A 12,877-nucleotide genomic window follows, 5' to 3' on the forward strand; every position below is an offset into this window, starting at 1 on the left:
TTTTCGGTTTGTTGTCGACTTCAACCATCGAGCACACAAACAGCAAATTGTTTGGGTGTTATATGGTCAAGCCTCACGGGCAATTAGTATGGGTTAGCTCAACGCCTCACAGCGCTTACACACCCCACCTATCAACGTCGTAGTCTTCGACGGCCCTTCAGGGAGCTCAAGGCTCCAGTGAGATCTCATCTTGAGGCAAGTTTCCCGCTTAGATGCTTTCAGCGGTTATCTCTTCCGAACATAGCTACCCGGCAATGCCACTGGCGTGACAACCGGAACACCAGAGGTTCGTCCACTCCGGTCCTCTCGTACTAGGAGCAGCCCCTCTCAAATCTCAAACGTCCACGGCAGATAGGGACCGAACTGTCTCACGACGTTCTAAACCCAGCTCGCGTACCACTTTAAATGGCGAACAGCCATACCCTTGGGACCGGCTTCAGCCCCAGGATGTGATGAGCCGACATCGAGGTGCCAAACACCGCCGTCGATATGAACTCTTGGGCGGTATCAGCCTGTTATCCCCGGAGTACCTTTTATCCGTTGAGCGATGGCCCTTCCATACAGAACCACCGGATCACTAAGACCTACTTTCGTACCTGCTCGACGTGTCTGTCTCGCAGTCAAGCGCGCTTTTGCCTTTATACTCTACGACCGATTTCCGACCGGTCTGAGCGCACCTTCGTACTCCTCCGTTACTCTTTAGGAGGAGACCGCCCCAGTCAAACTACCCACCATACACTGTCCTCGATCCGGATAACGGACCAGAGTTAGAACCTCAAGGTTGCCAGGGTGGTATTTCAAGGATGGCTCCACGCGAACTGGCGTCCACGCTTCAAAGCCTCCCACCTATCCTACACAAGCAAGCTCAAAGTCCAGTGCAAAGCTATAGTAAAGGTTCACGGGGTCTTTCCGTCTAGCCGCGGATACACTGCATCTTCACAGCGATTTCAATTTCACTGAGTCTCGGGTGGAGACAGCGCCGCCATCGTTACGCCATTCGTGCAGGTCGGAACTTACCCGACAAGGAATTTCGCTACCTTAGGACCGTTATAGTTACGGCCGCCGTTTACCGGGGCTTCGATCAAGAGCTTCGCGTTAGCTAACCCCATCAATTAACCTTCCGGCACCGGGCAGGCGTCACACCCTATACGTCCACTTTCGTGTTTGCAGAGTGCTGTGTTTTTAATAAACAGTCGCAGCGGCCTGGTATCTTCGACCGGCATGGGCTTACGCAGTAAATGCTTCACCCTCACCGGCGCACCTTCTCCCGAAGTTACGGTGCCATTTTGCCTAGTTCCTTCACCCGAGTTCTCTCAAGCGCCTTGGTATTCTCTACCTAACCACCTGTGTCGGTTTGGGGTACGGTTCCTAGTTACCTGAAGCTTAGAAGCTTTTCCTGGAAGCATGGCATCAACCACTTCGTCGTCTAAAAGACAACTCGTCATCAGCTCTCGGCATTAAGCGCCCGGATTTACCTAAGCACTCTGCCTACCACCTTAAACACGGACAACCAACGCCGTGCTGGCCTAGCCTTCTCCGTCCCTCCATCGCAGTAACTAGAAGTACGGGAATATTAACCCGTTTCCCATCGACTACGCATTTCTGCCTCGCCTTAGGGGCCGACTCACCCTGCGTCGATTAACGTTGCGCAGGAAACCTTGGTCTTTCGGCGTGCGAGTTTTTCACTCGCATTGTCGTTACTCATGTCAGCATTCGCACTTCTGATACCTCCAGCAAGCTTCTCAACTCACCTTCACAGGCTTACAGAACGCTCCTCTACCGCTCAACTTACGTTGAACCCGTAGCTTCGGTGTATGGTTTGAGCCCCGTTACATCTTCCGCGCAGGCCGACTCGACTAGTGAGCTATTACGCTTTCTTTAAAGGGTGGCTGCTTCTAAGCCAACCTCCTAGCTGTCTAAGCCTTCCCACATCGTTTCCCACTTAACCATAACTTTGGGACCTTAGCTGACGGTCTGGGTTGTTTCCCTTTTCACGACGGACGTTAGCACCCGCCGTGTGTCTCCCGTGCTGACACTTGCTGGTATTCGGAGTTTGCATCGGTTTGGTAAGTCGGGATGACCCCCTAGCCGAAACAGTGCTCTACCCCCAGCAGTGATACACGAGGCGCTACCTAAATAGCTTTCGAGGAGAACCAGCTATCTCCGAGCTTGATTAGCCTTTCACTCCGATCCACAGGTCATCCGCTAACTTTTCAACGGTAGTCGGTTCGGTCCTCCAGTCAGTGTTACCTAACCTTCAACCTGCCCATGGATAGATCGCCCGGTTTCGGGTCTATACCCAGCGACTAAACGCCCTATTAAGACTCGCTTTCGCTACGCCTCCCCTATTCGGTTAAGCTCGCCACTGAATATAAGTCGCTGACCCATTATACAAAAGGTACGCAGTCACCTAACAAGTAGGCTCCCACTGCTTGTACGCATACGGTTTCAGGTTCTATTTCACTCCCCTCTCCGGGGTTCTTTTCGCCTTTCCCTCACGGTACTGGTTCACTATCGGTCAGTCAGTAGTATTTAGCCTTGGAGGATGGTCCCCCCATATTCAGACAAAGTTTCTCGTGCTCCGTCCTACTCGATTTCACTTCTAAGATCCTTTCGCGTACAGGGCTATCACCCACTATGGCCGCACTTTCCAGAGCGTTCCGCTAAAATCAAAGAAGCTTAAGGGCTAGTCCCCGTTCGCTCGCCACTACTAAGGGAATCTCGGTTGATTTCTATTCCTCAGGGTACTTAGATGTTTCAGTTCCCCTGGTTCGCCTCCTACACCTATGTATTCAGTGCAGGATACCCAGCTTGTGCTGGGTGGGTTCCCCCATTCAGAGATCTCCGGATCAAAGTCTGTTTGCCGACTCCCCGAAGCTTATCGCAGGCTACCACGTCTTTCATCGCCTCTGACTGCCAAGGCATCCACCGTATGCGCTTCTTCACTTGACCATATAACCCCAAGCAATCTGGTTACGGCCTCGAACGTGAAGACGACATTCGCCGAAAATTTGCACTTGAGAACAACGCAAATTTTACCTTGATTGATCAACTGCCAGTGAAAGCAGTCAATCAGTCACTTCTATCACATACCCAAATTTTTAAAGAACGATTTTCGTACTGATCAAAGACCAGAAATCAACATTCAGCAGGTCACACCTGGAACGCTCATTTCTGAACTCTAAACGGGCTGTCGGTGGTGGAGCCAAGCGGGATCGAACCGCTGACCTCCTGCGTGCAAGGCAGGCGCTCTCCCAGCTGAGCTATGGCCCCATATTCTACCAAGGCCAAACCCCACAACAATTGGTGGGTCTGGGCAGATTCGAACTGCCGACCTCACCCTTATCAGGGGTGCGCTCTAACCAACTGAGCTACAGACCCAATCGTCTTTCGCAATGAATCAAGCAATTCGTGTGGGAGCTTACAAGGAAGCTGATGTCGTCGATTAAGGAGGTGATCCAGCCGCAGGTTCCCCTACGGCTACCTTGTTACGACTTCACCCCAGTCATGAATCACACCGTGGTAACCGTCCCCCTTGCGGTTAGACTAGCTACTTCTGGTGCAACCCACTCCCATGGTGTGACGGGCGGTGTGTACAAGGCCCGGGAACGTATTCACCGTGACATTCTGATTCACGATTACTAGCGATTCCGACTTCACGCAGTCGAGTTGCAGACTGCGATCCGGACTACGATCGGTTTTATGGGATTAGCTCCACCTCGCGGCTTGGCAACCCTTTGTACCGACCATTGTAGCACGTGTGTAGCCCTGGCCGTAAGGGCCATGATGACTTGACGTCATCCCCACCTTCCTCCGGTTTGTCACCGGCAGTCTCCTTAGAGTTCCCGGCATGACCCGCTGGTAACTAAGGACAAGGGTTGCGCTCGTTACGGGACTTAACCCAACATCTCACGACACGAGCTGACGACAGCCATGCAGCACCTGTGTCTGAGTTCCCGAAGGCACCAATCCATCTCTGGAAAGTTCTCAGCATGTCAAGGCCAGGTAAGGTTCTTCGCGTTGCTTCGAATTAAACCACATGCTCCACCGCTTGTGCGGGCCCCCGTCAATTCATTTGAGTTTTAACCTTGCGGCCGTACTCCCCAGGCGGTCAACTTAATGCGTTAGCTGCGCCACTAAAATCTCAAGGATTCCAACGGCTAGTTGACATCGTTTACGGCGTGGACTACCAGGGTATCTAATCCTGTTTGCTCCCCACGCTTTCGCACCTCAGTGTCAGTATCAGTCCAGGTGGTCGCCTTCGCCACTGGTGTTCCTTCCTATATCTACGCATTTCACCGCTACACAGGAAATTCCACCACCCTCTACCGTACTCTAGCTTGCCAGTTTTGGATGCAGTTCCCAGGTTGAGCCCGGGGCTTTCACATCCAACTTAACAAACCACCTACGCGCGCTTTACGCCCAGTAATTCCGATTAACGCTTGCACCCTCTGTATTACCGCGGCTGCTGGCACAGAGTTAGCCGGTGCTTATTCTGTTGGTAACGTCAAAACAGCAAGGTATTAACTTACTGCCCTTCCTCCCAACTTAAAGTGCTTTACAATCCGAAGACCTTCTTCACACACGCGGCATGGCTGGATCAGGCTTTCGCCCATTGTCCAATATTCCCCACTGCTGCCTCCCGTAGGAGTCTGGACCGTGTCTCAGTTCCAGTGTGACTGATCATCCTCTCAGACCAGTTACGGATCGTCGCCTAGGTGAGCCATTACCTCACCTACTAGCTAATCCGACCTAGGCTCATCTGATAGCGCAAGGCCCGAAGGTCCCCTGCTTTCTCCCGTAGGACGTATGCGGTATTAGCGTTCCTTTCGAAACGTTGTCCCCCACTACCAGGCAGATTCCTAGGCATTACTCACCCGTCCGCCGCTGAATCATGGAGCAAGCTCCACTCATCCGCTCGACTTGCATGTGTTAGGCCTGCCGCCAGCGTTCAATCTGAGCCATGATCAAACTCTTCAGTTTAATACTGCTTGGGTTTTGAGAAAACCCTAAACTTGGCTCAGCAATCGCAAATCTCTTACTTAAAAGAGTTAACTCTCGAATTAACGAGTGTTGCTTTGTGATGCTGATAATCAGCTGACTATCAGTCTTACCTCACAAGCACCCACACGAATTGCTTGATTCAGTTGTTAAAGAACAGTTGGTTAAGTCTTTCGTCTCAACCGAGGCGCGCATTCTACAGCAGCCTCATCTTCCGTCAAGCAGTTTCGAAAATTTCTTTTCAAACTCAACCGCTTGCGCCTTCGATCAGCGTTCAGCTCCTCGTCAGCGGGAGGCGAATTCTACAGCGTTCGAAACCGCTGTCAACCACCTCCTTCAACCGCCTCCGATCACCTCGACCGAAGCCCCGACAGGACCAACCCTCCACCCTGTCAGGCCGGTGTATTCTACGCAGCCTTCGCTGCTTTGCAACCCCTCTTTTAAAGATAACCAATTGATTTACAAGAGGTTTCCGAGAGGCCCGCGCCGGAAGTGGTGCGCATTATAGGCACCGCAAGCGGCAGGTCAATGCTTTATTTGAAGAATCCATCACCTCGCATGATGAACCATGCAAGGCCAAGGCTATACATGCCTTGCATACACCGCCTAAAGCCGAGGGATAGCAGATCAGGATGAGGGGGCGAGGAGAGATCGGAACGGAAAAATGACAACAGCCCTGCAGCCCCGGGCAACAACACCTCAATAGACTGCAGAGTCTGACAGTGACCAGGTCAGCTTACGATTTACGCCGACGCAACTGCAGCAAGTACTGCAAGGGACCGGATGCCGCATAGGCCAGGAAGATGATCAGCAGTATCCGTGGCGGATCGCTGAACACCACGGCGAACAGCAGCACCACCGCCAAGATCGCGACGAAGGGCACACGCCCTTTCAGATCCAGATCCTTGAAGCTGTAGTACTTGATGTTGCTGACCATCAACATGCCCGCGGCCGCCACCAGCACCGCCACACCAAAGGCCATATTCGAGCCCTTGATACCGAAATCGCTGAAGGCCCAGACAGTGCCTGCGACCACACCCGCGGCAGCCGGACTGGCCAAGCCGATGAAATAGCGTTTGTCGGTGGTACCGATCTGGGTATTGAAACGCGCCAACCGCAGCGCCGCACCGGCGACATAGATGAAGGCCACCATCCAGCCCACCTTGCCCATGCTGCCCAGAGCCCACTCGAACGCCAACAACGCGGGCGCCACGCCGAAGGCGACCATATCGGACAAGGAGTCGTACTCGGCACCGAAGGCGCTCTGGGTATTGGTCAGACGCGCCACCCGGCCATCGAGACTGTCCAGCACCATGGCCACGAACACGGCGGCGGCGGCGACGTAGAAGTTGCCGTTCATGGCATTGATGATGGCGTAGAAGCCCGCGAACAAATTCGCCGTGGTGAAGAGATTGGGCAGCAGGTAGACGCCACGATGACGAACCTTGCGCCCTTCATCGTCATGACCCTCTTCGACATGCTCGTCGATTGGCAGCAGGCTCTCTTCCTCGGCGGCCGAGTTGGGCTCTTCTGGACGTTCGCTCATGAACAACACCTTGCAACGGATAGGAAAATTTCGGCGAGGAGCAACCCGGACAACAGACTGCCAGCCCGCCTCGATGACCTGGCTTTATACCAGAAGCCTCGCTACAGAACGAAAAAACGCGGCCAAGGCCGCGTTTTTTCTAACACCGACAGGGCTTAGTTCTTGCTCTTATCGACGATCTTGTTGGCGGAGATCCACGGCATCATCGAGCGCAGCTGCTCGCCGATGATCTCGATGCCATGGGCCGCATTGTTGCGACGCTTGGCGGTCATCGACGGATAGTTGGTCGCGCCTTCGCTGATGAACATCTTGGCGTACTCGCCGTCCTGGATGCGCTTGAGGGCGTTGCGCATGGCCTTGCGCGACTCCTCGTTGATCACTTCCGGACCGGTCACGTACTCGCCGTACTCGGCGTTGTTGGAGATCGAGTAGTTCATGTTGGCGATGCCGCCTTCGTACATCAGGTCGACGATCAGCTTCAGCTCGTGCAGGCACTCGAAGTAGGCCATTTCCGGAGCATAACCGGCTTCGACCAGGGTCTCGAAACCGGCCTTGACCAGCTCGACGCAACCGCCGCAGAGAACGGCCTGCTCGCCGAACAGGTCGGTTTCGGTCTCGTCCTTGAAGGTGGTCTCGATGATGCCGGTACGACCACCGCCGACGCCGGAGGCGTAGGACAGGGCGACGTTCTTGGCGTTGCCGGAAGCATCCTGGTAGACCGCGATCAGGTCAGGGATACCGCCGCCCTTGACGAACTCGGAACGCACGGTGTGGCCCGGGGCCTTCGGCGCGATCATGATCACGTCCAGATCGGCGCGCGGCACGACCTGGTTGTAGTGGATGGCGAAGCCATGGGAGAAGGCCAGGGTCGCGCCCTGCTTGATGTTCGGCTCGATCTCGTTCTTGTACAGCTGGCCCTGGAACTCGTCCGGGGTGAGGATCATCACCAGGTCGGCAGCCGCGACAGCGGAGGCGACGTCGGTGACCTTCAGGCCATGGGCCTCGGCCTTGGCGACAGTAGCCGAGCCCTTGCGCAGACCGATGGTGACATCGACGCCGGAGTCCTTCAGGTTGCACGCCTGGGCGTGCCCCTGGGAGCCGTAGCCGATGATGGCGACTTTCTTGCCCTGGATGATGGAGAGGTCGCAGTCTTTGTCGTAATAAACTTTCATGTTCTTGGCTCTTTTGAATCGAAAGGGATGGGGCGCAAGGCACCGTGACAGAGGCACCTTAAGTGATCCGAACCGTTGCGTAAAATGATATATTTGCAACACAACATGCCGGTACACGGAACAACCATGGACAGCCACGCCCTCGGACTCTTTCTTGCCCTGGCAGACAACCTGCACTTCGGCAAAACCAGCCGCGAGCAGCACGTCAGCCCCTCCGCACTCAGTCGCTGCATCAAGCAGCTGGAGGACGAACTCGGCGCACCGCTGTTCCTGCGCGACAATCGCTCGGTCCGGCTGACCCGCGAGGGGCAACAGTTCCGCGCGTACGCCAGCGAGGTCATAAACGGCTGGCAGGCCATTCGCCAGGCGTTCCGGCAGGACCAACTGGTTCTGCACGGCGAACTCTCCCTGTACTGCTCGGTCACGGCCAGCTACAGCTTCCTCTACGACATCCTCAGCAGCTTTCGACAGGACTACCCGCGCATCGAAATGAAGCTGCACACCGGCGACCCGGCAAGAGCCGTCGAGCGCGTGCAGCAAGGACTGGAAGACCTTGCCATCGGCGCCCGCCCCGACCACTTGCCCGCCGGCATCGACTTTCAGCCGATCACCCGTTCCGAGCTGCGCTTCATCGGCCCCCAGTCGCCACAGCTACTGACCGAAGACCAGCTGATGCACCCCGGCGCGGAAAGCTGGAAAGACGTGCCGATGATCCTATCGGAAGAAGGCCTGGCCAGAACCCGGACCGACCGGTGGCTGAAAAGCCACAACATCAAACCGCGCATCTACGCCCAGGTGAGCGGCAACGAAGCTATCGTGAGCATGGTGAGCCTGGGGTTCGGCATAGGCGTGGTGCCGCAGATCGTGCTGGACAACAGCCCGCTGACCGCACGCATCCGCATCTACGACATTCAGCCGCCGCTGACCGCCTACGATATCGGCCTGTTCGCCCTGCAAAAACGCCTCAAGGACCCGCTGATCGCGGCCTTCTGGAATCGTCAGCAATAATCTGCGGCGAAAAAAAGCCCCGCACTAGGCGGGGCTTTCCTCGGCATGGCAGTCAGAGACTCAGCACCTTGTCGCCCCGGGCGATGCCGGTGACGCCGCTGCGCACGGTTTCCAGGATCGACGCGGTGCCGATGGCCTGGATGAAGCTGTCCAGCTTGTCACTCGTGCCGGCCAATTGAATGGTGTAGACACTGGTGTTCACGTCGACGATCTGCCCACGGAAGATGTCGGTGGTACGCTTGACCTCGGCGCGCTGGGCACCCGTGGCCTTGACCTTGACCAGCATCAGCTCACGCTCGATATGGGCGCTCTCGGACAGGTCGACCAGCTTGACCACCTCGACCAGCTTGTTGAGGTTCTTGGTGATCTGCTCGATTACTTCATCATGACCGACGGTGGTGAGTGTCAGACGCGACAGGGTCGGGTCTTCGGTCGGAGCCACGGTCAGGCTTTCGATGTTGTAGTTGCGCTGCGAGAACAGACCGACCACCCGGGACAATGCGCCTGGCTCGTTTTCCAGCAGCAGGGAGATAATGTGTCGCATGGTTAGGTCCGCTCCGTCTTGCTCAGCCACATGTCACGCATCGCCCCGTCTTTGATCTGCATCGGATAGACGTGCTCGCTGGTGTCGACCTGGATGTCGAGGAACACCAGGCGATCCTTCATCGCGAAGGCCTGCTCCATCATCGGCTTGAGGTCCTTCAGCTCGGTGATGCGCATACCGACGTGGCCGTAGGCCTCGGCCAGCTTGACGAAGTCCGGCAACGACTCCATGTAGGAGTGCGAGTGACGGCTGCTGTACATCATGTCCTGCCACTGGCGCACCATGCCCAGGGCGCCGTTGTTCAGGTTGATGATCTTCACCGGCAAGTCGTACTGCAGGCAGGTCGACAGCTCCTGGATGTTCATCTGGATGCTGCCTTCGCCGGTCACGCAGGCCACGTGGTCATCCGGGAAGCTCAGCTTGACCCCCATAGCCGCCGGCAGGCCGAAGCCCATGGTGCCCAGGCCGCCCGAGTTGATCCAACGGTTGGGCTTGTTGAAGCGGTAGTACTGGGCCGCGAACATCTGGTGCTGACCGACGTCCGAGGTAACGAAGGCATCGCCCTGGGTGACCTCGCACAGCGTCTCGACCACGGTTTGCGGCTTGATGATGCTGCCGTCGCCCTTGTCGTAGGGGAACATGCCGCGGCTACCGCGCCATTCGTCGATCTGCTTCCACCAGCTGGACAGCGCTTCCTTGCTCGGGCTCTGGCCGATTTCCTTGAGGATCGCGACCATCTCGGTCAGCACGCTGTCGACCGGGCCGACGATCGGGATGTCGGCCTTGATGGTCTTGGAGATCGAGGCCGGGTCGATGTCGATGTGGATGATCTTGGCGTTCGGGCAGAACTTGCCGGCGCCATTGATCACGCGGTCGTCGAAGCGCGCACCGACGGCGAGGATCACGTCGGCATGGTGCATCGCCAGGTTGGCGGTGTAGCTGCCGTGCATGCCGAGCATGCCGAGGAACTGGCGATCGGTGCCGGGGTAGCCGCCCAGCCCCATCAGGGTGTTGGTCACCGGCAGATTGAGCATCTGCGCCAGCTCGGTCAGCGGCGCCGCCGCGCCGCCCATGATCACGCCGCCACCGGAGTAGACCACCGGACGCTTGGCGCTCAGGAGCAGCTCGGCCGCCTTGCGGATCTGTCCGGAATGTCCGCGAACGGCCGGGCTGTAGGAACGCAGCTTGGCCTTCTTCGGATAGACGTACTCGAACTTCTCGGCCGGGTTGGTCATGTCCTTGGGAATGTCCACGACCACCGGGCCGGGACGACCGGACTGGGCCAGATAGAAGGCCTTCTTCATGACTTCCGGAATTTCCGAGGCGTGCTTGATCATGAAGCTGTGCTTCACGATCGGCCGGGAGATGCCGATCATGTCGGTTTCCTGGAAGGCATCGGTACCGACCATGTTGCTCGGCACCTGACCGGACAGCACCACCATCGGAATGGAGTCCATGTAGGCGGTGGCAATGCCGGTGATGGCGTTGGTCGCGCCGGGACCCGAGGTCACCAGCACCACACCGGCCTTGCCGGTGGCCCGGGCGTAGCCGTCGGCCATGTGAGTCGCCGCTTGCTCGTGGCGAACCAGGATGTGATTGACTTCCGGTTCCTTGAACAGGGCATCGTAGATATGCAGCAGGGCACCGCCAGGGTACCCGTAGATGTTCTTTACGCCTTCGTCACGCAAAAAGCGGACGACCATTTCAGCGCCGGATAAAAGCTCCACGTTGTTCACCTCTTGAACGCCAGAATGCCACCCGACAACGAGTGACTCTAAGTAGGTCTTACTGGTCAGCGGACTTGCACGACTGTGGTCGTGAACTCTGAGTATCGGCATGACGAGTAACGGAACAGCCCATGGTGTTGCGGGGCTGACCCTCCCAGCGCGAGGTAACGCGTTGCGGGTAACACGGTTCGGCACGGGTAGCGCCTCTTGTTGCTGAGCTGGAGGACACTTGCGGCGGACTCCACTACAGCGAACGTTGGATTGTTCGGATTAGTCGAGGGCAAGTCAAGCGATGCATAACGAATTTCACAATCTTCTGCTGTGACGCAGCGCAGGATGAAGATTCGACCGATTTGGTTATAGTAAGCCCCAGCTATCGCAGCCTTTAAAAGGAACCAGCATGCGCCGCACACTCCTCCTCAGCAGCTTGCTGCTCGCCCTGAGCGCACCCGCCATGGCCGGCCAGGTGTACAAGTGGGTCGACGCCCAGGGCGTCACCCACTTCGGCGCGCAGCCGCCGCAGGGCGCACAGGCCACCAGCATCAATACCGCCACGCCGCCCCCCAAACCGGCCGAGCCACAGCCCGCGCCGACCTTCAAGAACATCGCCGACCCGGAGCAGGCCGCCATCGACAAGAAGGTGAAGCAGGAGGTCGCGGCCAAGGAGGCCGAGCGCAAGCAGTACTGCGACAGCATGCGCAACAGCCTGGCCCAGCTGCAGAACAACCCGCGCGTACGCATCGAGGAAGACGGCGAGGTCCGTCGCCTCAGCGAAGAGGAGCGTCAGGAGCGCATCGGCGCGGCGCAGAAGTCGATTGCCGACAACTGCCTGTGACCCCGTAGGCGCGGCCTCAGGCCGCGCCGCCGATCAACCGGTCGAACTCGCCCAGCAGCCGGATCAGCTCCGCGGCCTGCTCAGACCGGTCGCTGTAGACCTGCTCGGCCATCGGCTGGATACCGGAGACGCCGGGTAGCTTGCCCCCCGCCTCGAGTATCTGCTTCATCCGCGGCAGGAATATCCACTGCAGCCATTGCTCGAAGGCCATGCTGTCGACACAGAACGGCTCCCGGCTGGCCAGTGCCTGGGCGCTGGGCGACTGCTCGGCCCACCAGCCCTGCACACGTAACTCGCGCTCGATCAACAACAGCTGCTCGGCGATGGCCGGCATTCGCGTATCCATCAGAGGCTGACCCGCGCACGCTCACGCGCCTGGGCGGCACCGGCAGGGTCGCCCTGGCGCTCGCGCGCCTGGGCGATCAGGTTCCACAGACTGGCCTGCAGGGCCGGACGGCCGCTGGCGTAGCTCAGGCCACGGCGGGCGAACTGCTCGGCCTGGGCCGCGTCGCCCTGGGCCAAACGCACCTCGGCCAGGCGGTAGAGCACCTGGGGTTCGCGCGGGGCGATGCGCTGGGCGCGCTCCAGGCTGGAGGCCGCGCCATTGAGGTCGCCACTGCCCTGCTGCTGCTGAGCGGTGGTCAGCAGCGCCAGCACCGGACCATCCAGCTGCTCGTCGGCGGCCAAGCCGCCATTGCTCGGAATACCGCTCGGCATCGACGGCGGCGGGCTGTAACCGCCCAGCGGCTCGCCGCTGCCGAGCGGCGCGCTCTCGGCGGCACCGCCAATCGGCGCGCTGGGGGCCGGGAAGGTCTGAATCGGCGCGGAGCTGCCGGCGCCCTGCGGCACCATGACCACCACTCCCGAGTCCTGCGGCTGGGTCTGCGGCTGAGCGGCCGGCTGGCCATAGCTGCCACCGCCCTCTTGCTGCTCATAGACCGAACCGCTGGAGTCGACCACCGGAATCGAACCGCGCGGTACGCTGGCGCAGCCGCCCAGCACCATCGAGGCCGTTAGCGCAGGAATCCACCACTTAGTCACTTC

The 12,877-nt window shown here is 58.1% G+C and carries 8 protein-coding genes, 2 tRNA genes and 2 rRNA genes; 2 read left to right on the forward strand and 10 right to left on the reverse strand.

Annotated features, from left to right (window positions below; all coding sequences use genetic code 11):
* Positions 1 to 62: 62 nt before the first annotated feature.
* The 6 genes from ACSX1C_RS11750 to ilvC all read right to left on the reverse strand — a co-directional run bounded on the left by ACSX1C_RS11750 (position 63) and on the right by ilvC (position 7,719).
* Positions 63 to 2,952 (reverse strand): 23S ribosomal RNA (locus ACSX1C_RS11750).
* A gap of 245 nt (positions 2,953 to 3,197) precedes the next feature.
* A tRNA-Ala gene (locus tag ACSX1C_RS11755) sits at positions 3,198 to 3,273 on the reverse strand.
* Positions 3,274 to 3,304: 31 nt separating this feature from the next.
* Positions 3,305 to 3,381 (reverse strand) — tRNA-Ile (locus tag ACSX1C_RS11760).
* Positions 3,382 to 3,446: 65 nt separating this feature from the next.
* Positions 3,447 to 4,983: ribosomal RNA gene (locus tag ACSX1C_RS11765) — 16S ribosomal RNA — on the reverse strand.
* The 16S and 23S rRNA genes sit together here with 2 tRNA genes alongside, the layout of an rRNA operon.
* A 754-nt stretch (positions 4,984 to 5,737) precedes the next feature.
* Positions 5,738 to 6,547, reverse strand: coding sequence for a CDP-diacylglycerol--serine O-phosphatidyltransferase (gene pssA / locus ACSX1C_RS11770; RefSeq protein ID WP_318645081.1), 810 nt, complete (start codon positions 6,545 to 6,547; stop codon positions 5,738 to 5,740).
* A 155-nt stretch (positions 6,548 to 6,702) separates the two neighbouring features.
* Positions 6,703 to 7,719, reverse strand: a complete 1,017-nt coding sequence (ilvC, locus tag ACSX1C_RS11775) for a ketol-acid reductoisomerase (RefSeq protein WP_318645080.1) — start codon at positions 7,717 to 7,719, stop codon at positions 6,703 to 6,705.
* Between the two features lie 126 nt (positions 7,720 to 7,845).
* On the opposite strand from ilvC, the gene ilvY reads away from it, so the two are divergent.
* Positions 7,846 to 8,727 (forward strand): HTH-type transcriptional activator IlvY, encoded by an 882-nt coding sequence (gene ilvY / locus ACSX1C_RS11780; RefSeq protein WP_439886283.1) that lies wholly within the window; start codon positions 7,846 to 7,848, stop codon positions 8,725 to 8,727.
* Positions 8,728 to 8,779: 52 nt separating this feature from the next.
* Here ilvY and ilvN read toward each other — a convergent pair whose 3' ends face one another.
* A complete protein-coding gene (ilvN, locus tag ACSX1C_RS11785) occupies positions 8,780 to 9,271 on the reverse strand; it encodes an acetolactate synthase small subunit (RefSeq protein WP_439886284.1) in 492 nt (163 codons plus the stop codon).
* Positions 9,272 to 9,273: 2 nt separating this feature from the next.
* The gene (locus tag ACSX1C_RS11790) at positions 9,274 to 10,998 is read right to left on the reverse strand and encodes an acetolactate synthase 3 large subunit (protein WP_439886285.1); all 1,725 of its coding nucleotides are present in this window, start codon (positions 10,996 to 10,998) and stop codon (positions 9,274 to 9,276) included.
* A 400-nt stretch (positions 10,999 to 11,398) separates the two neighbouring features.
* On the opposite strand from ACSX1C_RS11790, the gene ACSX1C_RS11795 reads away from it, so the two are divergent.
* Positions 11,399 to 11,833 carry a DUF4124 domain-containing protein gene (locus ACSX1C_RS11795; RefSeq protein WP_439886286.1) on the forward strand — a complete coding sequence of 145 codons (435 nt, stop codon included), beginning with the start codon at positions 11,399 to 11,401 and terminating at the stop codon, positions 11,831 to 11,833.
* A 16-nt stretch (positions 11,834 to 11,849) separates the two neighbouring features.
* Here the strand turns inward: ACSX1C_RS11795 and ACSX1C_RS11800 are convergent, their stop codons facing one another.
* Both ACSX1C_RS11800 and ACSX1C_RS11805 read right to left on the reverse strand, forming a co-directional pair.
* Positions 11,850 to 12,179 carry a YqcC family protein gene (locus ACSX1C_RS11800; protein WP_439886287.1) on the reverse strand — a complete coding sequence of 110 codons (330 nt, stop codon included), beginning with the start codon at positions 12,177 to 12,179 and terminating at the stop codon, positions 11,850 to 11,852.
* A complete protein-coding gene (locus tag ACSX1C_RS11805) occupies positions 12,179 to 12,838 on the reverse strand; it encodes a tetratricopeptide repeat protein (RefSeq protein ID WP_439889408.1) in 660 nt (219 codons plus the stop codon). The genes ACSX1C_RS11800 and ACSX1C_RS11805 overlap by 1 nt, the downstream gene beginning before the upstream one ends.
* Between the last annotated feature and the right edge of the window lie 39 nt (positions 12,839 to 12,877).

This window comes from Pseudomonas sp. MBLB4123, assembly GCF_051904775.1.
In the GTDB taxonomy this organism is placed as follows: Bacteria; Pseudomonadota; Gammaproteobacteria; order Pseudomonadales; family Pseudomonadaceae; genus Aquipseudomonas; species Aquipseudomonas benzenivorans_B.